17 protein-coding genes, 1 tRNA gene and 2 pseudogenes are annotated in these 22,856 nt (G+C 71.3%); 14 read left to right on the top strand and 6 right to left on the bottom strand.

What is annotated here, in order from left to right; all coding sequences use genetic code 11:
* Window positions 1-10: 10 nt before the first annotated feature.
* Window positions 11-1,282, bottom strand: coding sequence for an MFS transporter (locus N8I84_RS17620; RefSeq protein ID WP_263230423.1), 1,272 nt, complete (start codon window positions 1,280-1,282; stop codon window positions 11-13).
* Between the two features lie 276 nt (window positions 1,283-1,558).
* Entirely contained in the window at window positions 1,559-3,121 is a 1,563-nt protein-coding gene (locus N8I84_RS17615; protein WP_263230422.1) for a potassium/proton antiporter, read from the bottom strand.
* Window positions 3,122-3,340: 219 nt separating this feature from the next.
* Here N8I84_RS17615 and N8I84_RS17610 point away from each other — a divergent pair, with 219 nt between their 5' ends.
* Window positions 3,341-6,154 (top strand): penicillin acylase family protein, encoded by a 2,814-nt coding sequence (locus N8I84_RS17610; protein WP_263230421.1) that lies wholly within the window; start codon window positions 3,341-3,343, stop codon window positions 6,152-6,154.
* Between the two features lie 78 nt (window positions 6,155-6,232).
* Here N8I84_RS17610 and N8I84_RS17605 read toward each other — a convergent pair whose 3' ends face one another.
* Complete coding sequence (locus N8I84_RS17605) at window positions 6,233-6,817, bottom strand: 5-formyltetrahydrofolate cyclo-ligase (protein ID WP_390898908.1); 585 nt, start codon at window positions 6,815-6,817, stop codon at window positions 6,233-6,235.
* A gap of 134 nt (window positions 6,818-6,951) precedes the next feature.
* Between N8I84_RS17605 and galU the strand changes: the two genes are divergently transcribed.
* The 7 genes and pseudogenes from galU to N8I84_RS17570 all read left to right on the top strand — a co-directional run bounded on the left by galU (window position 6,952) and on the right by N8I84_RS17570 (window position 12,592).
* Window positions 6,952-7,854, top strand: a complete 903-nt coding sequence (gene galU / locus N8I84_RS17600) for a UTP--glucose-1-phosphate uridylyltransferase GalU (RefSeq protein WP_263230419.1) — start codon at window positions 6,952-6,954, stop codon at window positions 7,852-7,854.
* A 4-nt stretch (window positions 7,855-7,858) separates the two neighbouring features.
* Window positions 7,859-9,180: pseudogene (gene glp / locus N8I84_RS17595) on the top strand (molybdotransferase-like divisome protein Glp).
* A 185-nt stretch (window positions 9,181-9,365) separates the two neighbouring features.
* Window positions 9,366-9,845, top strand: a complete 480-nt coding sequence (moaC, locus tag N8I84_RS17590) for a cyclic pyranopterin monophosphate synthase MoaC (RefSeq protein ID WP_200420720.1) — start codon at window positions 9,366-9,368, stop codon at window positions 9,843-9,845.
* Window positions 9,842-10,423, top strand: coding sequence for a MogA/MoaB family molybdenum cofactor biosynthesis protein (locus tag N8I84_RS17585; RefSeq protein WP_263230418.1), 582 nt, complete (start codon window positions 9,842-9,844; stop codon window positions 10,421-10,423). Before moaC ends, N8I84_RS17585 begins: the two co-directional genes overlap by 4 nt.
* A 26-nt stretch (window positions 10,424-10,449) precedes the next feature.
* A complete protein-coding gene (locus N8I84_RS17580) occupies window positions 10,450-11,058 on the top strand; it encodes a GNAT family N-acetyltransferase (protein ID WP_263230417.1) in 609 nt (202 codons plus the stop codon).
* Between the two features lie 184 nt (window positions 11,059-11,242).
* A pseudogene (gene sepX / locus N8I84_RS17575) lies at window positions 11,243-12,423 on the top strand (divisome protein SepX/GlpR).
* Between the two features lie 95 nt (window positions 12,424-12,518).
* Window positions 12,519-12,592: transfer RNA gene (locus tag N8I84_RS17570), tRNA-Ala, on the top strand.
* Between the two features lie 194 nt (window positions 12,593-12,786).
* On the opposite strand, the gene N8I84_RS17565 is transcribed toward N8I84_RS17570, so the two are convergent.
* Window positions 12,787-13,263 (bottom strand): GNAT family N-acetyltransferase, encoded by a 477-nt coding sequence (locus N8I84_RS17565; protein ID WP_263230416.1) that lies wholly within the window; start codon window positions 13,261-13,263, stop codon window positions 12,787-12,789.
* Between the two features lie 77 nt (window positions 13,264-13,340).
* On the opposite strand from N8I84_RS17565, the gene N8I84_RS17560 reads away from it, so the two are divergent.
* A complete protein-coding gene (locus N8I84_RS17560) occupies window positions 13,341-14,135 on the top strand; it encodes an exodeoxyribonuclease III (RefSeq protein ID WP_263234797.1) in 795 nt (264 codons plus the stop codon).
* Here N8I84_RS17560 and N8I84_RS17555 read toward each other — a convergent pair.
* Window positions 14,123-14,752 (bottom strand): MerR family transcriptional regulator, encoded by a 630-nt coding sequence (locus N8I84_RS17555; protein ID WP_263234796.1) that lies wholly within the window; start codon window positions 14,750-14,752, stop codon window positions 14,123-14,125. The genes N8I84_RS17560 and N8I84_RS17555 overlap by 13 nt on opposite strands.
* A 163-nt stretch (window positions 14,753-14,915) precedes the next feature.
* Here N8I84_RS17555 and N8I84_RS17550 point away from each other — a divergent pair, with 163 nt between their 5' ends.
* The 4 genes from N8I84_RS17550 (at window position 14,916) to N8I84_RS17535 (ending at window position 18,517) form a co-directional block, all read left to right on the top strand.
* Window positions 14,916-16,433: a flavin-containing monooxygenase gene (locus tag N8I84_RS17550; RefSeq protein WP_263230415.1), complete on the top strand. Its 1,518-nt coding sequence runs from the start codon at window positions 14,916-14,918 to the stop codon at window positions 16,431-16,433.
* Window positions 16,430-17,365 (top strand): alpha/beta fold hydrolase, encoded by a 936-nt coding sequence (locus N8I84_RS17545; RefSeq protein ID WP_263230414.1) that lies wholly within the window; start codon window positions 16,430-16,432, stop codon window positions 17,363-17,365. Before N8I84_RS17550 ends, N8I84_RS17545 begins: the two co-directional genes overlap by 4 nt.
* Entirely contained in the window at window positions 17,362-18,246 is an 885-nt protein-coding gene (locus N8I84_RS17540) for an SDR family oxidoreductase (RefSeq protein ID WP_263230413.1), read from the top strand. The genes N8I84_RS17545 and N8I84_RS17540 overlap by 4 nt, the downstream gene beginning before the upstream one ends.
* A gap of 76 nt (window positions 18,247-18,322) precedes the next feature.
* The gene (locus tag N8I84_RS17535; protein ID WP_263230412.1) at window positions 18,323-18,517 is read left to right on the top strand and encodes a hypothetical protein; all 195 of its coding nucleotides are present in this window, start codon (window positions 18,323-18,325) and stop codon (window positions 18,515-18,517) included.
* A gap of 135 nt (window positions 18,518-18,652) precedes the next feature.
* Here N8I84_RS17535 and N8I84_RS17530 read toward each other — a convergent pair whose 3' ends face one another.
* Window positions 18,653-22,033, bottom strand: coding sequence for a S41 family peptidase (locus tag N8I84_RS17530; RefSeq protein ID WP_263230411.1), 3,381 nt, complete (start codon window positions 22,031-22,033; stop codon window positions 18,653-18,655).
* A 212-nt stretch (window positions 22,034-22,245) separates the two neighbouring features.
* On the opposite strand from N8I84_RS17530, the gene N8I84_RS17525 reads away from it, so the two are divergent.
* Window positions 22,246-22,845 (top strand): TetR/AcrR family transcriptional regulator, encoded by a 600-nt coding sequence (locus N8I84_RS17525; RefSeq protein ID WP_263230410.1) that lies wholly within the window; start codon window positions 22,246-22,248, stop codon window positions 22,843-22,845.
* Window positions 22,846-22,856 lie beyond the last annotated feature (11 nt).

The raw sequence follows: 22,856 nt of genomic DNA, 5'->3' as shown, positions 1-22,856 counted from the left end.
TTCCGCGGGATCAGTCCACCGTCACCGGCGCGCGGTGACCGACGCCACGTGCCACGGTGCGGCCGTGAGGTCGCGTGACCAGCCACGACCGCAGGGACAGCAGGGTCAGCAGCGCCAGCACCGTACCGCCCATCGGGACGAGGAAGCCGGCGCCGGTCCACAGCCGGTCCTCCAGCTGTCCGGCGACCGTGACCGCCGCCGCCTGGCCGAGCGCGACCGCGCCGGTCAGCCAGGTGAAGGCCTCGGTGCGGGCGCCGTCCGGGACCAGGGCCTCGACCAGGGTGTAGCCGGTGATCAGGGAGGGCGCGATGCACATGCCCACCAGCAGGCCGAGCCCGGCCAGCACGGCCACCGAGTGAGCGGTCCACAGGGCGGAGGCGGCCAGGGCGAGGGCCGCGTAGCCGATGACCAGGCGGCGCCGCGGGGCGGCCTTCCAGGCGATCGCGCCGCACACGACGCCGGAGAGCATGTTGCCTGCGGCGAAGACGCCGTACAGGACGCCGTTCAGGCCGGGCTCGCCGATCGACTGGCTGAACGCGGAGAGCGAGACCTGCATGCCGCCGAAGACGGAACCGATGCCCAGGAAGGTCACGACCAGAACCCGCACCCCGGGGACGCGCAGGGCGGACGCGTGCTCCACGCGTGCGTGAGTGACGCCGGCGACGGCCGGCTGTGTGCGCTTCTGCGCCGCGAACAGCACACCGCCCACCAGCGTCAGCGCCGCCTCCGTGAGCAGGCCCGCGGCCGGGGCCACGGCGGTGCACAGGGCCGTCGCCAGGAGCGGGCCGAGCACGAAGGTCAGCTCGTCGGTGACCGACTCGAAGGCCGCCGCCGTCGGCATCAGGGGCGAGTCCTTCAGCTTCACGCCCCACCGGGCGCGAACCATGGGACCGATCTGCGGCACCGACGCACCGGTCGGGACGGCCGCCGCGAAAAGGGCCCACAGCGGGGCGTGGGCCAGCGCGAGCGCGGTCAGCGAGATGCCTGCCAAGGCGTGCACCAGGACGCCGGGCAGCAGCACCGCCCGCTGGCCGTGGCGGTCGGCGAGACGGCCGCTGTACGGCGCGAACAGGGCCATGGACACGCCGGTGACCGCCGCGACGGCGCCCGCGGCCCCGTAGGAGCCGGTGGTGTGCCGGACGAGCAGCACGATGGAGAGGGTGAGCATCGCGAACGGCTGACGCGCCGCGAAGCCGGGAAGAAGGAACGTCCAGGCGCCACGGGTGCGCAGCAGCTGCCCGTAGCCCGGGCGGGACGCCTTCGAGGTGACCGTGGACTCCACGGCCCGTGCCTTTCTGCTGCCTGGTAGCGCGGGTGCGCGCCGAGAGCTGTCCTCTTGCGCGGACTGCGGTAGATACCGGCCCCTACGGAGGAAGGGCCCCGGCCGCCATACGGTCGCGCCAGCTCTGCGTCAGGCAGAGTTGGTTCGATCAGGGTGCGCCTGGATTGTACAGGGGCGCTGCGCTGGACGCCTGTGAAACAGAGCACCATCCGGCACTCGACCTGGGATTCCCGACGGCGTGAACGGTACGAAACGCCCCGTTCACCAAGGGCCCCCTCAACGCCCCGGCGCGCCGTTCCCGGTGGTCCCCAGCCAGCCCGCCAGCTTGCCGCCCTGGCCGACGGCCCGCAGACGCCTCTCCGCCGCGTCGCGGACCTGGTCCGTGGCGACCACGAGCAGTTCGTCCCCGCGCCGCAGCACCGTCGTCGGCAGCGGAACGAACGATTTCCCTTCCCGGACGACCAGGGTGACCGCGGCTCCGGCCGGCAGCCGCAGCTCGTTGATCTCGACGCCGTGCATCCGCGAGCCCTCGGGGATCGTGACGGACAGCAGATGCCCGCGCAGCCGCTCCAGGGGCGCCGATTCGATGCCGAGGTCCGCGGCTTCGGGACCCTCGCCGAGGCGTAGCTTGCGGGCCAGCCAGGGCAGGGTCGGCCCCTGGATGAGGGTGTAGACGACGACGAGCACGAAGACGATGTTGAAGATGCGGCGGCTGCCGGCGACGCCGTTCACCATGGGGATCGTCGCCAGGATGATGGGCACCGCACCGCGCAGCCCGGCCCACGACATCAGCGTCTGCTCCTGCCAGGGGAGCCGGAAGGGCACGAGGCTCATCACGACGCTCAGCGGACGCGCCACCATCGTCAGCACCATGCCGATGACCAGGGCGGGCAGTACGTCGTCGGCCAGTTCGTGCGGGGTCACCAACAGACCGAGCAGGACGAACATGCCGATCTGGGCGATCCAGCCGAGTCCTTCGGCGAAGCCCCGGGTCGCGGGCCAGTGCGGCAGCTTGGCGTTGCCGAGCATCATCGAGGCGAGGTACACCGCGAGGAAGCCGCTGCCGTGGGCCAGCGAGCCGCCCGCGTACGCCATGACCGCGATGGCCATGACCGCGATCGGGTAGAGGCCGGAGGCGGGCAGCGCCACGTGCCTGAGACCCCAGGAGCCGAGCCAGCCCACCGCGAGGCCGATGGCGGCGCCGATGGCCAGCTCCAGGAGTATCTTCCCGAGCAGCGTGTACCAGTGCTCGATCGGCCCGGCCGTGGAGAACGCGACGACGAGGATGACGACGGGAGCGTCGTTGAAGCCGGACTCGGCCTCCAGAACGCCCGTCACGCGCGCGGGGAGGGGCACTTTCCGCAGTACCGAGAAGACCGCCGCCGCGTCGGTCGACGACACCACCGCTCCGATGATGAGAGCCTGCCGCCACTCCAGTCCGCTCAGGTGGTGCGCGCCCGCGGCCGTGACGCCGACGCTCACCGCGACGCCGAGGAGCGCCAGCGCGGAGGCCGCCGGGAGGGCCGGCTTGATCTGCTTCCACTTCGTGCCGAGACCGCCCTCGGCCAGGATCACGACCAGTGCCGCGTATCCCATGACCTGGGTCAGCTCGGCGTTGTTGAAGTGGATGCCGAATCCGTCCTGGCCCATGGCGATGCCGATGCCCAGGTAGACGAGCAGGCTGGGGAGGCCGCTGCGCGACGAGATCCGAACCGCTGCCACCGCGACGAGCAGAACGAGCGAGCAGAGGAGGAGGAGCTGGTTGAGGTGGTGGACAGTCAGCGGCCGTTCCCTTCTCGCCAATCCGTGGGCCGCGGTGCGACGCCACGATCCGAGCACGCGAAGCCCGGTGCTGGGGCGGACTTCACTCCGACTACTTCATTAGCTTACCTAACTCTTGACGCTTTCTTGACGCTTCGGCCGTGTGATCGAACTCCAGTCCGGGCTGGTTCCCGACTCCGCGTCAAGGCGGACCGGGCCCTGCGCCTATGGTTGCTCCAGCGCTCAGTAGAAAGCACAGCCCGCCCTGCCGCTCGTGTTAGGACAGCAAGGACAGCGATGCCCCCCAACACCACCGCCTCTTCCGGCCAGAAGCCCGGCAAGTCCGGCAGGAAGAAGGGGCGCAGAGCCCGACTGCTCGTGATCGTCCTGGTTGTGGCCCTTGTGGGAGGTTTCGGATACGGCGGCTACTGGTCCGTCAGCACCGTGCGCGCCTCCTTCCCGCAGACCAAGGGGACGATCACGCTCGAGGGCCTGTCGGGTCCCGTCGACGTCAAGCGCGACGGCTACGGGATCCCGCAGATCTACGCGTCCTCCGACGAGGACCTGTTCATGGCGCAGGGGTACGTCCAGGCGCAGGACCGGTTCTACGAGATGGACGTGCGCCGCCACATGACGTCCGGACGCCTGTCCGAGATGTTCGGCAAGAGCCAGGTCAAGAACGACGAGTTCCTGCGCACCCTGGGCTGGGACCGGGTGGCGCAGAAGGAGTACGACACCAAGCTGTCGGCCTCCACGAAGGAGTACCTCCAGGCGTACGCCAAGGGAGTCAACGCCTATCTGAAGGGCAAGGACGGCAAGGAGATCTCCCTGGAGTACGCGGCGCTGGGCCTGACCAACGACTACCAGCCCCAGCCGTGGACCCCGGTCGACTCGGTCTCCTGGCTCAAGGCGATGGCCTGGGACCTGCGCGGCAACATGCAGGACGAGATCGACCGCTCCCTGATGACCAGCCGCCTGGGCCCCAAGCAGATCGCGGACCTGTACCCGGAGTACCCGTACGGCCGCAACAAGCCGATCGTCCAGGAGGGCGAGTACAACGCCCTCACGAAGGCGTTCGAGCAGACCGACTCGACGGGTACCGCGGCCACGGCAGGCTCGAAGGGTGCTACGGGGACGACGGGCTCGCAGTCGACGCCCGGCACGTCGAGCTCGACGTCCACGTCGACCTCGGCCTCCTCGGCCTCTCCGTCCCTGCGCAGCCAGCTGGCGGGTCTCACGAACCTCCTGGCCGACGTCCCGACCGCCGTCGGCGTGAACGGCCACGGCATCGGCTCCAACTCCTGGGTCGTCGCCGGCAGCCACACCATCACCGGCAAGCCGCTGCTGGCCAACGACCCGCACCTGTCGGCATCGCTGCCGTCGGTCTGGTACCAGATGGGCCTGCACTGCACGACCGTCTCCAGCAAGTGCGGCTACGACGTCACCGGCTACACCTTCGCCGGCATGCCCGGCGTGATAATCGGCCACAACCAGAACATCTCCTGGGGCATGACCAACTCCGGCGTCGACGTCACCGACCTCTACCTGGAGAAGCTGTCCGGCGACGGCTACCTGAGGGACGGCAAGGTCGTGCCGTTCACCACCCGCACCGAGACGATCAAGGTGGCGGGCGGCGACTCGAAGAAGATCGTCGTCCGTGAGGCGAACAACGACATGCCCCTGCTGTCCGACCGCGACGACGAACTCGTCAACGTCGGCAAGAAGGCCACCGTCGACACCCTGGCCCCCGACCGCGCCGACGGCTACGGCGTCGCCCTGCGCTGGACCGCGCTGGACCCCGGCAACACCATGGACGCCGTCTTCGCGATCGACAAGGCGTCGAACTGGTCCGAGTTCCGCCAGGCGGCCCGCTCCTTCGACGTGCCCTCGCAGAACCTGATCTACGCCGATACCCAGGGCAACATCGGCTACCAGCTGCCCGGAAAGATCCCCACGCGCGCCCAGGGCGACGACGGCTCGATCCCGGCGCCCGGCTGGGACTCGAAGTACGACTGGACCGGCTACATCCCGAAGGCCGCGCTGCCCTACGAGTTCAACCCCAAGCGCGGCTACATCGTCACCGCCAACCAGGCCGTGATCGACAAGAGCAAGTACCCCTACACGCTCACCACGGACTGGGGCTACGGCTCGCGCAGCCAGCGGATCACCGACCTGATCGAGTCGAAGATCAAGGGCGGCGGCAAGATCTCGACCGACGACATGCGGCAGATGCAGCTCGACAACAGCAGCGAGATCGCCAAGCTGCTGGTGCCCAAGCTGCTGAAGATCGACGTCTCGGACAAGCACGTCCGCGCGGCGCAGAAATTGCTGGAGGGCTGGGACTACACCCAGGACTCCGACTCGGCGGCGGCCGCGTACTTCAACGCGGTCTGGCGCAACATCCTCAAGCTCGCCTTCGGCAACAAGCTGCCCAAGGAGCTGCGGGTCAAGGGCCAGTGCCTGTGGGTGGAGCCCGCCGACTCCACCGGCCCGGCCGACGAGGACCGCAAGGTCCGCGAGTGCGGCCAGCGCGAAGCTGACCAGGCGCAGCCGGACGGCGGTGACCGCTGGTTCGAGGTGGTCCGCAACATCGTCGACGACGAGAAGAACGACTGGTGGCAGTCGCCGGCGACGCGCACCGACCCGGCCACGACGACGCGTGACGAGCTGTTCGGGCGCGCCATGAAGGACGCGACCTGGGAGCTGGTCGCCAAGCTCGGCAAGGACATGGACACCTGGAGCTGGGGCCGGCTGCACCGCCTGTTCCTGAGGAACCAGACCTTGGGCACCGACGGCCCGGGCATACTGCAGTACATGCTCAACCGCGGTCCCTGGAAGCTGGACGGCGGCGAGGCGACCGTGAACGCCACCGGCTGGAACGCGGCGGGCGGCTACAACGCCCTGTGGGTGCCGTCGATGCGGATGGTGGTCAACCTGGCAGACCTCGACAAGTCCAAGTGGATCAACCTCAGCGGTGCCTCGGGTCACGCCTACAGCGCGCACTACACCGACCAGACGGAGAAGTGGGTCAAGGGCGAGCTGCTGCCGTGGGACTTCTCGAAGGACGCGGTGGACAAGAGCACGACCGACACGCTGGTGCTCAAGCCCTGACGGGCGCCTCACCGTGAGAACGGCCCTTCACGCGCGCGTGAAGGGCCGTTTCCATGTGCGGGGCTCTCACGGGCGGCGTCACGGCCGGCGGTGGAAGCGGCGTACGCCCGACGGTGTCACCACGGCGTGCACCGGGCGGTCGTGCGCCTCCTCGGGGACCCGCTCGACGACCTCCGCGTCGTACAGGAGCACCACCAGGACGGGCTCGGCGCCCGCGCGCTCCAGGCGGGACAGCACACGGTCGTAGGAGCCGCCGCCGCGCCCGAGGCGCATGCCGCGGGCGTCGACCGCCAGCCCGGGAAGCAGTACGGCGTCGGCCTCCCGGACGGCCTCCGGGCCCAGGCGCTCGCCCGCGGGTTCCAGGAGGGCCATCCGCCCGCCGTGCCGCACGCTCACCAGGGACTCCGGCCCGGCGTACGTCCCCCAGTCGAGGTCGTTGTCCGGCAGGAGCACCGGGAGCAGTACGCGCACGCCCCGCACGCGCAGCGCCTCCAGAAGCGCGAGCGTGCCGGGTTCGCTCCCCACGGAGACGTACGCGGCCACCGTGCGCGCGTGCGCCAGCTCGGGCAGCTCCAGGGCCCGTTCGGCCAGCGCCGCCGCCGCTTCCCGCACGTCATCGGCGGTCAACGCACTCCTCACCGCGAGGAAGCCTTGCCGCAACATACGCTTGCCAGGCTCTGCCTGGTGTTCCATGGGACCCACAGGTCAGTGGCCTCCTCGTTCACAATGCGCTCATATGAGAGCCAATTAACCGGAGCCACAGTTTCCGCACATACCCACCGGATATCGTTGCGGACATGACTCAGTCGCACCCCAGGATCACCAAGGCTGTCATCCCCGCTGCCGGCCTCGGCACCCGGTTCCTGCCGGCCACCAAGGCCACGCCCAAGGAGATGCTGCCGGTCGTCGACAAGCCCGCGATCCAGTACGTGGTCGAGGAAGCCGTGTCCGCGGGGCTCGACGACGTACTGATGGTCACCGGCCGCAACAAGCGCCCCCTCGAGGACCACTTCGACCGCAACTACGAGCTCGAGTCGGCCCTGGAGAAGAAGGGCGACGCCGAGCGGCTCGCCAAGGTCCAGGAGTCCAGCGACCTCGCCACCATGCACTACGTCCGCCAGGGCGACCCCAAGGGCCTCGGCCACGCCGTCCTGTGCGCCGCCCCGCACGTCGGCCAGGAGCCGTTCGCGGTCCTCCTCGGCGACGACCTGATCGACCCGCGCGACCCGCTGCTCAAGCGCATGATCGACGTCCAGGAGCAGTACGGCGGCAGTGTCATCGCGCTCATGGAGGTCGCGCCCGAGCAGATCCACCTCTACGGCTGCGCGGCCGTCGAGACCACCGAGGACAGCGACGTCGTCCAGGTGACCGGCCTGGTCGAGAAGCCGGACGCGGCGGACGCCCCGTCGAACTACGCCGTCATCGGCCGCTACGTACTCGACCCGCACATCTTCGACATCCTGCGCAAGACGGAGCCGGGGCGCAGCAACGAGATCCAGCTCACCGACGCCCTCCAGCAGCTCGCCGAGGACGAGAAGGTCGGCGGCCCGGTGCACGGCGTGGTCTTCAAGGGCCGCCGCTATGACACCGGCGACCGTGGCGACTACCTGCGTGCCATTGTCAGACTCGCATGCGAACGTGAAGACCTGGGCCCTGGCTTCAGGACCTGGCTTCGCAGCTTCGTAGCCGAGGAGATGTAGCGATTTGAGCGCCGCCGCGACCCGCACCACCGGCCAGGACCGCCTGTGGACGGTGGACGAACACCTGGAGGACGTCCTCACCACCGTCCGCCCCCTGGAGCCGATCGAGCTGAACCTGCTCGACGCCCAGGACTGCGTCCTGGTCGACGACGTCATGGTGCCCCTGTCACTGCCGCCGTTCGACAACAGCTCCATGGACGGGTACGCGGTGCGGGTCGCGGACGTCGCGGGCGCGAGCGAGGAGTTCCCGGCCGTCCTCACGGTGATCGGCGACGTCGCGGCGGGCGCGGCCGACCTGCTGCACGTCGGGCCCGGTCAGGCCGCGCGCATCATGACCGGCGCCCCGCTGCCGCCGGGCGCCGAGGCCGTCGTCCCCGTGGAGTGGACCGACGGCGGGCTGGGCGGCGGTCCCGTCTCCGGGATGCGCGCCCGCAGCCTCGCGCCCGAGCAAGCCGCGGGGCAGGTGCGGGTCCACCGCCCGGCCGAGGCACGCGCGCACGTGCGCGCCGAGGGCAGCGACGTCCGGGCCGGCGATCTCGCCCTGGCGGCGGCACGGTCCTCGGGCCGCCGCAGATCGCGCTGCTCGCCGCGATCGGCCGCGGCACGGTACGCGTGCGCCCGCGTCCGCGCGTGGTCGTCCTGTCCACCGGGAGCGAACTCGTCCAGCCCGACGAGGAACTGGCGGCAGGCCAGATCTACGACTCCAACAGCTTCGCGCTCACCGCCGCCGCCCGGGACGCCGGCGCCATCGCCTACCGGGTCGGCGCGGTCGCCGACGACGCGGAAACGCTGCGCTCCACCATCGAGGACCAGCTCGTCCGGGCCGACCTCATGGTCACCACCGGAGGGGTGAGCGTGGGCGCGTACGACGTCGTCAAGGAGGCGCTGTCCTCCGTGGGCGACGCGGACGAGGCGGGCGGCGGCGTCGAGTTCCGCAAGCTCGCCATGCAGCCCGGCAAGCCCCAGGGCTTCGGCTCCATCGGCCCCGACCACACGCCGCTGCTGGCGCTGCCGGGCAACCCGGTGTCGTCGTACGTCTCCTTCGAGCTGTTCGTACGCCCGGCGATCCGCACCCTGATGGGCCTGCCGGACGTGCACCGCCCCCGGACCAGAGCCGTCCTGAAGGCGGACAAGGCGCTGACGTCGCCCGCGGGCCGCCGGCAGTTCCTGCGCGGCACGTACGCCGACGGCACGGTGACCCCGGTGGGCGGCGCGGGCTCCCACCTGATCGCCGCCCTCGCCCAGGCGGACGCCCTGATCGTGGTCCCCGAGGACGACACCTCCATCGAGCCGGGCACGGACGTCGAGGTGGTCCTGCTCGGCTGACGCCGGGCGCCCCGTGTTGTCCGGGTTCGGAGGCTTCGCCCGGCCGGACGGGTCTGTCCCTGCGGTCCGGTCGCGGCTCCGTATCCGGTCCGTGGACCTTGGGCGGCTGATCCTGCCCGGTTGGCGGTACCGTGTCGCGCACAACAGGCCCGCGTGCCGGGCCAGGACCGGGAGTGCCGCAGCACATGAGTTCGCAGGACAGACTGACCCATATCGATGACGCGGGGGCGGCCCGCATGGTCGACGTCTCAGGGAAGGACGTCACCGAACGCACCGCGCGCGCCAGCGGCCGTGTGCTGGTTTCACCGCGCGTGATCGAACTGCTGCGCGGTGAGGGCGTCCCCAAGGGCGACGCGCTGGCCACCGCGCGCATCGCGGGCATCATGGGCGCGAAGCGGACCCCCGACCTCATCCCCCTGTGCCACCCGCTCGCGGTGTCGGGTGTGAAGCTGGATCTGTCGGTCGCGGACGACGCCGTGGAGATCACGGCCACCGTGAAGACCACCGACCGCACGGGTGTCGAGATGGAGGCGCTCACCGCGGTCAGTGTCGCGGCGCTCACCGTGATCGACATGGTCAAGGCGGTCGACAAGGCGGCGGTGATCACGGACGTGCGCGTGGAGGAGAAGACGGGCGGGAAGTCGGGCGACTGGAGCCGGGCATGACGGCACCGGTCGAGCCGCCGACCGGCGGTGCACTCCTGGCGCCGTACGCGGCCCTGGTGGTGACCGCGTCGAACCGCGCGGCCGCGGGCGTGTACGAGGACAAGGGCGGCCCCTTGATCGCGGAGGCGCTCACCCGCTTCGGTTTCGCGGTCGACGGCCCGTGGGTCGTCCCGGACGGTGACCCGGTGGAGAACGCACTGCGGACGGGCTCGCGCGCCGGCTACGACGTGATCGTGACCACCGGGGGCACCGGCATATCCCCCACCGATCGCACCCCCGAGGCGACCCGCGCGGTGATCGACTACGAGGTCCCGGGCATTCCCGAGGCCATCAGGGCGTTCGGAAGAGAGAAGGTGCCCACGGCGGCGCTCTCCCGGGGACTGGCCGGAGTCGCCGGCAGCACGCTGATCGTCAACCTGCCGGGGTCCACCGGCGGGGTGAGGGACGGACTGGCCGTCCTGGAGCCCCTGTTGGTCCACGCCGTCGACCAGATCCGCGGCGGGGACCACCCCCGCGCCGACGCCGGCGGGTCCGCGATCCGCGAGGACCGCCCCAGACCGAGTGGGGGTGCGAGCTGAACAGCCCATCCTGGCCCGTCGAGCTGGTGGACGGCGACGTCGTCCTCCGGCCGATACGGCTGCGCGACCAGCGGGACTGGCGGGAGGTCAACCGGCGCAACCGGGAGTGGCTGCGGCCGTGGGAGGCGACCGTTCCGCCGCCCGCGCCCGGCGGCCCGACAGCGCACCGGCCGACCTACCGGCAGATGGTCCGGCACCTGCGCGCCGAGGCCAGGGCGGGCCGGATGCTGCCGTTCGTCATCGAGTACCAGGGGCGCCTGGTGGGGCAGTTGACGGTGGCGGGGATCACCTGGGGCTCGATGTGCTCGGGGCACGTCGGCTACTGGGTGGACGAGGGGGTCGCGGGCCGCGGGGTGATGCCGACGGCCGTGGCGCTCGCCGTCGACCACTGCTTCCGCACTGTCGGGCTGCACCGCATCGAGGTCTGCATTCGCCCCGAGAACGGTCCGAGTCGCCGGGTCGTGGAGAAACTGGGATTCCGTGAGGAAGGGCTCCGGCCCCGTTATCTGCACATCGACGGGGCCTGGCGGGACCATCTGGTCTTCGCGCTCACCGCGGAAGAGGTGCCCGAGGGCTTGCTGGCGCGCTGGCACCGGGCACGCTCTCAGCAGGCCCACCGTCACCCTGGGAAATAAAAAATGTGTTCGAATTTGATCGGATGGCGATCGTCTCGCGTCCGTCTGGGGGCAATGAATTAGCGGCCCCGTCGGTCTGCTGATCGCATCGGTCCCAAAAAAAGTTCGAAATATCAGCCAGATCGTGCGACACACCGGCTCAATTGGCAGATGGCCTCACGCAAACCCCTCTACCGTGTGAGGCGTGAGCAGCAGCGGCCTCATCTACGCAGTCATTGTCGGGGCCTGGGCCGCCTACTTGGTGCCGATGTGGCTCCGTAGGCAGGACGAGCTGAACGAGTCTCGTCCGACGGAACGCTTCAGCACCGCCATCCGGCTGCTGTCCGGACGGGCGGGCATGGAGCGCCGATACGCCAAGGACCTGCGGGCGCGCTCCGCCGATGAGGGGGAGCCCGGCGCGCAGCCGGACGGTGCCACCGGCTCGGTGGACGTCCGGTCCTTCGCCATGCCCCCGACCCGGCGGCAGCCGCGGGCGCGGGTGGAGGCGGAGCCGGAAGGCCAGCCCCGGCGGGAGCAGGGAGAACGGGCGGAGCCGGGGGAGCCGCGCGCGGCCGAGCCGGGTGCGCCCGGACCGGTGCCACGGGCGCGGAAGGTCTCCTCGGCGGAGGCCATGGCGCGCGCCCGGCGCTCCAAGGTGCTCGCACGTCGACGGCGTACGACCGTGATGCTCTTCCTCGCCTTCACGCTCGGCGCGATCGTGGCCGCGGTCGGGGGGCTCGCGTTCCTGTGGGCGCCGGGCGTGCCGGCCGTGCTGCTGAGCGCGTACATCGCGTACCTGCGGGCGCAGGAGCGGAAGCGGTTCACGTACACCATGGACCGGCGACGGGCCGAGGCGGCGGCGCGGCGGCTGCGGGAGCGGCAGCCGAGGCGGCGGCCGCCGGTCGACTCCGACGGGGACGAGGCGGAGGACGGCCCCGAGCCGGAGAACGACCCCGGGCTGTCCGCACTGGCCGCCGACCGACGCGCGCTCGTGGAGCAGACGGACCACGCGGAGTGGGTGGACCAGCAGCGGGAACGGCAGCGCAGGCCCGGGCAGGGGGAGAGCTGGGACCCGGTGCCGGTGCCGCTGCCGACGTATGTGACCGCCCCGGTCGCTCCGCGGGCGACGCCGAGTGTGGACCTCGGCACGCCGGACGCGTGGAGCTCGGCACGGTCGAGCACGGCGGAGGCCGCGCCCTCGACGGGCGGCGCGGAGCCGCGCCGGGGGCGGAGCCGGGGGAGCGGGCGGAAGCCGCCGACGTCGACGCCTCCGGCCGGAGCGATGCCCGGCGGGCGGCGTCGGCCCGGCGGTCGCGTGAGCGGGGGCGGACCCCGCTGTTCGACCAGTACGAGGAGGGGGAGCGGCCGCGGGCCGCGAACGAGTAGGGGGCGGGTGACGGCACGATTGCCCGCAGCCGGGGCGGCTCTGGAACGGATTTCCTGACCAGCCGATGGGGATGCTAGAGTTTCACTCGTTGCAAGGGCCTGTGGCGCAGTCCGGTAGCGCACCTCGTTCGCATCGAGGGGGCCAGGGGTTCAAATCCCCTCAGGTCCACGCAGCATGGAGGCCCGCTCCCCGCAAGGGGGGCGGGCCTCTTGCCATGCCCGTTTCGGCTTTCGCGGCGCGGCGTTCCCAACTCCGCCCGGTGGTCACCCCGAAGCGGTGATCCCGAAGGGAAGGGCCGGAAAACCGCGAGGGTTCCCCAGCCCCTTTCTCGTGCCGCCGGCGAGCCTCGCCTCGCCCGACGCCTACAGCGGCTTCGCGAAACACAGGCTCGATTCGTAGAAGCGGTAGTAGCCGAACTTCGCGCACGGCTCATAGCCGCTGGAGGTGTACAGGGCCACCGCCTCCGGCTGCTTGGTGCCCGTCTCCAGGACCATACGGGTGCGGCCGGCCGCGCGGGCGTCCTCCTCCAGAGCGGCGAGCATGCGGCGCGCCAGGCCCCGGCCGCGCATCTCCTCTATGACGAACATCCGCTTGAGTTCGGCGTCCCCGTCCTCGTATCCCTCGTCGTTCTTCTCCTGGGAGCGCCAGCCGCCCGTGGCCACGGGACGGTCCTGCTCGTCGTACGCGATCAGGTAGAGGCCGACCGGCGGTACGAACATCGCCGGGTCCAGGTACGTGGCGTCGCCACCGTCGCCGTAGCGAACGTGGTATTCGGCCTGGACGAGGTCGTTGAGCTTGACGGCGTCGGGGTGGTCGAAGGAAGCACGGCGAATATTCACGCCGGAAAGCGTACAACTATGCGAATACTGCCGATGGGGCTGCGTCCGCCTGCCGGTATCGTTCCCGGGTGCTCACTGTGACCAGCGTGAACGTCAACGGGATCCGTGCCGCCGCGAAGAAGGGCTTCGTGGAGTGGCTCGACGGTACCTTCGCCGATGTGCTGTGCCTCCAGGAGGTGCGCGCCGAGCCCGGGCAGATCCCCGAGGGCGTCCGGGCGCCCGACGGCTGGCACGTCGTGCACGCCCCGGCCGCCGCCAAGGGGCGCGCGGGGGTGGCGCTCTACACGCGGCGCGAGCCCGACCGGGTGCGGATCGGGTTCGGGTCGGCCGAGTTCGACGGCGGCGGGCGGTATGTCGAGGCAGATCTGCCCGGTGTCACCGTCGCCAGCCTGTACCTGCCCTCGGGCGAGGTCGGGACCGAACGGCAGGACGAGAAGGTCCGGTTCATGACCGAGTTCCTCGGCCACCTCAAGGAGTTGCGGGAGCGGTCCGCCGCGGAGGGGCGCGAGGTCGTCGTCTGCGGCGACTGGAACATCGCCCACCGCGAGGCCGACCTGAAGAACTGGCGCGGCAACCGGAAGAACTCCGGCTTCCTGCCCGAGGAACGCGAGTGGTTGGGACGGGTTTTCGCATCCGAGGACGGCGGGTACGTCGACGTCGTCCGGGCGCTGCATCCGGACAGCGAGGGTCCGTACACCTGGTGGTCCTACCGCGGGCGTGCTTTCGACAACGACACGGGATGGCGCATCGACTATCAGGTCGCCACGCCGGGTCTCGCCGCCAAGGCGGTCAAGGCGTACGTGGAGCGCGCGGCGACGCACACCGCGCGCTGGTCGGACCATGCCCCGGTGACGGTGGTCTACGACCTCTGATCCCCCAGCAGTCGCCGGTCCAGGGCCAGTGACAGTTCCGCCTCCACCACGCTCTTCGCCAGTGGGCGCAGGCGTTTGACGTCCTCCGGGGAGCGGTTCTCCGTGGCCACCAGGTCGTTGAACACCTCCGCCAGGGCTTCCGCGTGTTCGCGGACGCGGCGGGCGGCGGCCAGGACGTCCGCCAGCGGGATGCCCTCCCGGACCAGGGCCGCCGATACGTCCAGCAGCCGGCGGCTGACGTGCACTATCTCGCCGCCGTCCGTGCCGAGGTAGCCCAGTTCGAGTGCGGCGGAGAGGTTCTCCGGCGTGGCCTGGTCGCCGAAGACGTCGGCCAGCGCCTCGGGGGTGAGCCGGACCGGGGTCTCCTCGCTGGGTGCGCCGAGGCCGAGCAACTCGCCGACGTTGCGGCCGTGGTCGAAGGCCTCGGCGAGTTCCGCGATGCCGCTGAGGGTGTGGCCGCGTTCCAGGAGCGCGGAGATCGTCCGCAGCCGGGCCAGGTGCGTGTCGTCGTACCAGGCGATACGGCCCTCGCGGCGCGGCGGGTGGATCAGCTTGCGCTCGCGGTAGAAGCGCAGGGTGCGCACCGTGATCCCGGCCCTCCTGGCCAGCTCCTCCATGCGGTACTCGCGCCGCTCCCCGTTGCCTGCCACGCCCGAACCCTACGTCGTACCGCCGGTAACTTTCCTCGCCCCACCCCTACCCATCGGTAGGGCCGCTGCCCTACCCTCCCGATTGCGCCAGTGTTCACTGGCAGAGTCTGGCGGACCGGGAGGCTGCGGGATGGCCGAGCACGAGCATGTACGGGTGGCGGTGATCGGTACGGGGTTCGGCGGGCTCGGTGCCGCCGTGCGACTGCGCCGGGAAGGGATCACCGACTTCGTGGTCCTGGAACGGGCGGACGCGGTGGGCGGCACCTGGCGCGACAACACCTACCCGGGCTGCGCCTGCGACGTCCCCTCCCACCTCTACTCGTTCTCGTTCGCGCCCCACCCCGACTGGCCGCGCACCTTCTCCGGACAGGAGCACATCCGCGCGTACCTGGAGCATGTGGCGGACGTCTTCGGGCTGCGGCCCCACCTCCGCCTCCGCAGCGAGGTGAAGCTGATGACCTGGGATGCCGCGAGGCTGCGCTGGGTCATCGAGACCAGCAGCGGATCGCTCACGGCGGACGTCGTCGTCTCCGCCACCGGCCCGCTCTCCGACCCGAGGATCCCGGACATTCCCGGCCTCGACTCCTTCCCGGGCGCGGTCTTCCACTCCGCCCGCTGGGACCACGACCAGGACCTGCGCGGCAAGCGGGTCGCCATGGTCGGCACCGGGGCCTCAGCGATCCAGATCGTGCCGGCCATCCGGCCCGATGTCGCGAAGCTGGTCCTCTTCCAGCGCACCCCGCCGTGGGTGCTGCCCCGCGTCGACCGCGCGATCAGCGGCCCGGAGCGGGCGCTGCACCGCGCGCTGCCCGTCACCACGCGGCTGCGACGGGGACTGCTGTGGGGGATACGGGAGTTGCAGGTCCAGGCGTTCACCAAGCACCCGAACGAGCTGGGCCTCGTCGAGCGGCTGGCCAAGGCCAACATGGCCCGCGCCGTCAAGGACCCGGCCCTGCGCGCCAGGCTGACCCCCGACTACCGCATCGGCTGCAAGCGGATCCTGCTCTCCAGCGACTACTACCCGGCCCTCGCGCAGCCGAATGTGGACGTCGTTCCGAGCGGGCTCGCCGAGGTCCGCGGCCGGGCGGTCGTCGCCGCGGACGGCACCGAGGCCGAGGTCGACGCGATCGTCTTCGGCACCGGGTTCCATGTGACGGACATGCCGATCGCCGAGCGGGTCGTCGGCGCCGACGGCAGGACGCTCGCGGAGACCTGGAAGGGCGGGATGCAGGCCCTGCGCGGGGCCTCGGCCGCCGGGTTCCCCAACTGGATGACGATCATCGGGCCCAACACCGGGCTCGGGAACTCCTCGATGATCCTGATGATCGAGTCCCAGCTGAACTACATGGCCGACTTCCTGCGGCAGTTGCGGGTCCTCGGCGGCCGGGTCGCGCTCGACGCCCGCCCGAGCGCCGTCGCGGCCTGGAACCACAAGGTGCAGGAACGTATGAAGCGCACGGTGTGGAACACCGGCGGCTGCACCAGCTGGTACCTCGACGCGCACGGCCGCAACACCACCATCTGGCCCGGTACGACGACGGAGTTCCAGGCGGCGACGCGGCGCGTGAACCTCGCGGAGTACGACGTGCTGCGAGCACCCGCCCAGGGGAGCGCGCAGGCCGAGGAGCGCGTGGAGGCGGGCGCATGAGAAGCCCGACGCCGGTGGCCACGGGCCCCTACGCACCCCCGGCCCCGGACCGTGAGCTGACGGTCCTCTCCGCCGACGGCGCCCGGTTGCACGTCGAGGTGCACGGACCCGAGGGTGCGCCCCCGGTGGTCCTCGTCCACGGCTGGACCTGCTCGACCGCCTTCTGGGCGGCGCAGATCCGGGACCTCGCCGCCGACCACCGGGTGATCGCCTACGACCAGCGGGGGCACGGGCGCAGCCCCGCGAGCCCCACCTGCTCCACCGAGGCGCTCGCCGACGATCTGGAAGCGGTGCTCGCCGCCACGCTCGCGCCGGGCGGGAGGGCCGTGGTCGTGGGGCACTCCATGGGCGGGATGACGGTGCTGGCCGCCGCCGCGCGCCCCCGCTTCCGGGCGCACACGGCAGCCGTCCTGTTGTGCAGTACGGGCAGCGGGCGCCTGGTGTCCGAGTCGCTGGTGGTGCCGATGCGCGCCGGGCGCGTGCGCACCTGGCTCACCGCGCGCGTCCTCGGCTCGCGCGCCCCGCTCGGGCCGGTCACACCGGTGGCGCGGCGCATCCTCAAGTACGCCACCATGGGCGCCGCTTCGACGCCGGCCATGGTGGAGGCGTGCGCGCGGGTGGTGCACGCCTGTCCGCGCGAGGTGCGCCACGCCTGGTCGCGTGTGCTCGAAGGGCTCGATCTCGAGGACGCCGTGAGCGAGTTGACCGTACCGACGGCCGTCGTGGTCGGCACCGCCGACCGGCTCACCCCGCCGGTGCACGCGCGGGCGCTGGTCGCCGCGCTGCCGCACTGCGTGGGCGGCACCGAGCTGCCGGGGCTCGGCCATATGACACCCGTGGAGGCACCGGAGCTGGTCACCGGGAAGATCCGCGAACTCGTCACCGCATACGCGGCGGACACACCGAACGAGCCGGTCAAGGAGGGCGCATGAGCAGGGTGGGCCTCGAGGGGCAGGTCGCGGTCGTCACCGGCGCGGCGCGGGGCGTCGGCGAACTGCTGGCCCGCAAGCTGTCGGCGCGCGGGGCCACGGTCGCCCTGGTCGGCCTGGAGGCGGACGCCCTCAAGCGGGTCGCGGAGCAGCTGTACGGGGACGGCGGGCACTGGTGCGCCGACGTCACCGACCACGAGGCGATGACGCGGGTCGCGCGGGAGGTTCAGCAGCGGTTCGGGAAGGTCGACATCGTGGTCGCCAACGCCGGTGTGGCGGGCGGTGGGCCGTTCACCGAGTCCGACCCCGAGGCGTGGCGGCGGGTGATCGAGGTGAATCTGATCGGCTCCGCGGTGACGGCCCGCGCCTTCCTGCCGGCGTTGATCGAGAGCCGGGGCTATCTCCTCCAGATCGCCTCGCTCGCGGCGATCACTCCGGCGCCGATGATGACGGCGTACTGCGCGTCCAAGTCGGGCGTGGAGGCGTACGCGCACAGCCTGCGCGCCGAGGTCGCGCACCGGGGCGTACGTGTCGGCGTCGGGTATCTGTCCTGGACGGACACGGACATGGTGCGGGGCGCCGACCAGGACGAGGTGATGAGGGAGCTGCGGCAGCGGCTGCCGTGGCCGTCCAACAAGACGTATCCGCTGGGGCCCGCGGTGGACCGGCTGGTGGCCGGGATCGAGCGGCGGTCGGGCCATGTGTACGGGCAGGCGTGGCTGCGCGGGATGCAGGTGGTGCGCGGGTATCTGCCGGGAATCATCGCGACCGTGGGACAGCGGGAGATGCGGCGGTTCGAGCCGCGGCTCAAGAAGGTGCGCACCGGGCTCGTCGGGGCCGGTGGCCAGGCCGATGAGCAGCGGCGGAGTACGCTCGGTAACTGATCGAAATGCGTGCTGTGTTCCTGCGTGTCAGTCTGGTCGAGCCCGATCCCCTCACGTACTTCGGGAGTGAGCCCACATGGGTATGAAGGACAAGTCCGAGCAGATCAAGCAGCAGGCCAAGCAGAAGATGGAGCAGGCCAAGCAGCAGGCGCAGCAGCGCGGCCAGCAGGCTCAGCAGCGTGGTCAGCAGCGGGGCCAGCAGTCGCGGGAAGAGGCGCAGCGGATGCAGGAGGAAGCGGAGGACCGCTTCGACCAGGACCGCGAGCGGTAGCCTGCGGTCGGCCTGCGGCCGGCTTCAGCAGCGACGAGTGGGGCGCCCTTTGCATTGAGGGCGCCCCACTTGCTGCCCACAGCGGTGGCGGCAACCGGCAACCGGAAAAGCGGCAACCGGCAACCGGCAGCGGGATCAGCCCGTTGGCCTCGGTGGGAGTTTCGGGCGGGTTCTGTCGGGGACCTGGCTGTAGTCCGGCGGGGTTGCCGCCGGCTGGGTGTCCAGGAGGTTCAGCGCCACCTCGACCGCGTCCGACAGTTGCCTGTGGCGGCCCTCCGCCCAGTCCACGGGGGTGCGCTCGATCTCCAAGTCCGGGGTGACACCCCGGTTTTCCACGGACCACCCGTACGCGTCGAACCACGCGGCGTTCATCGGCACCGTGATCACCGTGCCGTCGCCCAGGCGGTGACGGCCCGTTATGCCGACCACGCCGCCCCAGGTGCGCAGGCCCACCACCGGGCCGAGCTTCAGCAGTTTGAACGCGGCCGTGATCATGTCGCCGTCGGAGGACGTGGCCTCGTCGGCGAGGGCCACGATCGGTCCGCGCGGGGCGTTCGAGGTGTACGACACCGGCTGGGCGTTGCGTGTCAGGTCCCAGCCCAGGATGGTGTGCGTCAGCTTCTCGATGACGAGTTCGCTGATGTGGCCGCCCGCGTTGCCGCGTACGTCCACGATGAGAGCCGGCCGTGAGACCTCCTTCCTGAGGTCCCGGTTGAACTGGGCCCAGCCGGAGCCGCCCAGGTCCGGGATGTGCAGGTACCCGCAGCGGTCGCCGCTCAACTCCTTGACGACCGCGCGGCGCTTGGCGACCCAGTCCTGGTAGCGCAGCGGCCGTTCGTCGATCAGCGGCATCACGGCCACGCGGCGGGGCCCGCCCTCCCCGTCGGCGGGCAGGAACGTCAGCTCCACCGTCGTACCGCCCGCCCCGGCCAGCAGCGGATACGGTCCCGTCACCGGGTCCACGGGCCGCCCGTCCACATGGGTCAGCACGGCGCCCTCGCGGATGCCGGTGCCCGCAAGCGGGGAGCGCGCCTTGGAGTCCGACGACTCGCCCGGCAGGATCCGCTTCACCACCCAGCGCCCGTCGCGGCGCACGAAGTTGGTGCCCAGCAGGCCCTGGTAGCGCTGGTAGTGCGGCGGGCCCTCGTTGCGCCGGGCCGCCGCCACGTACGCGTGCGAGGTGCCCAGCTCGCCCAGCACCTCGCGCAGCAGGTCCGCGAACTCGTCCGGGGAGGCGACCCGTTCGACCAGCGGGCGGTACTGCTCCAGGATCGCGTCCCAGTCGATCCCGCACATGTCCGGCTCCCAGAAGTAGGCCCGGATGAGCCGGCCCGCCTCCGCGTACGCCTGCCGCCATTCCGCGCCCGGGTCCACCTCGTGCATGATCCGGCGTGCGTCGATCCACACCGTCGTGTCGGAGTCGCCGGCCTCCGTCGACGGCACCGCCCGCAGGTCGCCCTCGTCGACGACCACCAGCCGCGTCCCGTCCCCGCTCACCGCGAACCAGTCCAGATGGCCGACCAGTTCGGACTTCTTCGCCTTGCTGAGGTTGAAGTGCTCAAGGGTGGGGCGGCCGGAGACGTCGTCCGGGTTGACGAATGTCTCGCCCAGCGCGCCCGAGATCGGCCAGCGCAGCCACACGAGGCCGCCGCCCGCGACGGGGCGCAGCTCCGAGTACTTCGAGGCCGGGACCGGGAACGGCGTCACCCGGTTCTCCAGCCCCTCGACCTCGACGGTCACCACACCGCCACCCTCCTCCTCTTCCTCCAGCGGGTCGAGGCCGCCGGCCGCGGGACGCCCCTCCGGGTTCAGGGCGAAGGGGGACGGGGTCGCGGAGGACAGCGGGACCAGGTACGGGCGGCAGCCGAGGGGGAAGGACAGGTCGCCGGTGTGCACGTCGTACACGGGGTCGAAGCCGCGCCAGGACAGGAACGCCAGGTAGCGGCCGTCCCGGGTGAACACCGGGTTCTCGTCCTCGAAGCGGCCGTTGGTGACGTCGACGATCAGCCGGTCCTTTATGCGGGCCATCCTGATCTGCCTCAGCGACCGGCCGATCCCCGGGTGCGACCACGTCAGCCACGCGCCGTCCGGGGAGAACGCCAGGTCCCGTACCGGCCCGTTGTCCGAGCGGACCAACTCCGCGACCGCGCCCTCGGACTTCTCGCGGCCGGGCTCCTCGTCGGCGGGCTTCTCGCCGCCGGGCTCCTCGTCGGCGGGCTTCTCGCCGACGGGCTCCTCGTCGGCGGGCTTCTCGCCACCGGACTCCTCGTCGGCCACGGTGACGAGCAGCAGGCGTCCGTCGTCCGAGGCGATCGCGAGCCGTTCGCCCTGGGGGTCCGCCACCATCTCCAGGACGCGTCCCAGTTGCCCGGAGGCCAGCCGGCGCGGCTCGCGGTCGCCCGAGGCCCGCGGCAGATACGCGATCTCGACGGCGTCCTCGCCCTCGGCGTCCGTTACGTACGCGATCTGTCCGCCGACGCCCAGCATCTCCGGCAGCCGGATGCGCACCCCGGGGGTGTCCGTGATCGTGCGTGCGGGGCCGTCCCGGTGCGTGAGCCAGTACAGGCTGCCGCGGACGACCACCGCGCTTGCCCGCCCCGTGTCGTCCACCGAGATCCCGTCCACGTGCTGCGCCGCCGGCACCTGGTACTTGCGGCGCCCGGCCCGCGGCCCGCCCAGGCGCACGTCCAGGCGGCGCGGGATCGAGTCGGGGGACAGGTCGTCGACGATCCACAGGTCGCCCGCGCATTGGTACACCACCCGCGTGCCGTCGCTCGCGGCGTGGCGGGCGTAGAAACTGTCGTGGTCGGTGTGGCGGCGCAGGTCGGAGCCGTCGTAGGCGCACGAGTACAGGTTGCCGACGCCCTCGTGGTCGGAGAGGAACGCGATCCGCCCGCCGACGAACATCGGCGAGTCCAGGTGGCCCTCGAGGTCGGCGAGCAGCCGCTGTCCGTGCAGCCACAGCCGGCCCATGGCGCCGCCGCGGTAGCGCTTCCAGGAGGCCGGTTCGTGCGGTGGTTTGCCGGTGAGCAGCAGCGTTCTGCGTTCGCCGTCGATGTCGGCCACCGCTATGTCGGAGACCGGGCCCCAGGGCAGCTTGCCGCCGGGGTCGCCGTCGGTCGGGACCTTGTAGGCGAAGGTGTAGTGCGAGAAGGGCTCGCCGTGCGAGGCGACGGCGAGGAGGTCGCCCTCCGGAGTCCAGCCGCACACCCGGGTGTCGACGCTGCCCCAGTAGGTCAGGCGTCGGCCGGGGCCGCCGTCCACCGGCGTCAGATGGATCTCCGGGACAAGGCTGCGCCAGCTCGTGTAGGCGATGAACCGGCCGTCCGGCGAGAAGCGGGGATGCCCGATCTTCGTACGGTCCACGGTGAGTCGCCAGGCACGGCCGGACCCGTCCAGCGGAGCCGTCCACAGGTCGTCCTCTGCGGCGAAGCACAAGCGGTCGCCGTGCAGGTGAGGGAAGCGGAGGTAGCCGGGTGCCTTCTCGTTCTCGTACTCGTCGCGCGCTTCATTCACCTACCCATGCTTCGTCCGGCGACGGGCCGCGGCAACTCGTAGGGAGGGTGTGTCGGCGAGGGCGTCGGCAGCCGCGTGACCCATGACACGTACGAAACTGTTTCGTTTCGCTTGGCTGTCGGGGTATCGTCATGGCGTACGAAACAGTCTCGTTCGGAGCCCTGCCGCTCCGGGCGGGAAGCAGGAAGCACCGAGCAGGAGAGGTGAGTCGCATGACCGATGTCGCGACAGGGCGTCGTAGTCGTATCACCCCCGAGCGCGAGGCCGAGTTGTACGAGGCCGTGCTCGACCTGCTCCGTGAAGTCGGCTACGACGCCCTGACGATGGACGCCGTGGCCGCCCGCACCCGGTCCAGCAAGGCGACGCTCTACCGCCAGTGGGGCGGCAAGGCCGAGCTGGTGGCGAAGGCGATCCGGCACGGCAAGCCGAGCCGCTTCGCGGAGGTCGACACCGGGTCCCTGCGGGGCGACTTCCACGCCCTCACGGCACACCAGGACGACTGCACCATGGAGCAGAACCACGCCCTGATGCGGGGTCTGGCCATGGCGACGCACACCAACCCCGACCTTCTGCGGGCGTTCCGGGAGCACCTCGTCGAACCGGAGAGGGAAGAGTTCCGGCGCGTGCTGCAGCGGGCCGTCGACCGCGGGGAGATCCGCGCCGACAACCCCGCGCTGCAGTTCGTGGTGCACATGTTGATCGGCGCCTTCGCCACGCGCTCCCTCGTCGACAACCAGCCGCCCACGCAGGCGTTCCTGCGCTCGTACATCGACGCCGTGGTCCTCCCCGCTCTCGGCGCGCCCACCACCTGACCTGTCCCCCG

Origin of the sequence: Streptomyces cynarae, from assembly GCF_025642135.1 — a bacterium.
GTDB lineage: Bacteria > Actinomycetota > Actinomycetes > Streptomycetales > Streptomycetaceae > Streptomyces > Streptomyces cynarae.
This window is presented reverse-complemented; position numbering and strand designations above follow the sequence as displayed.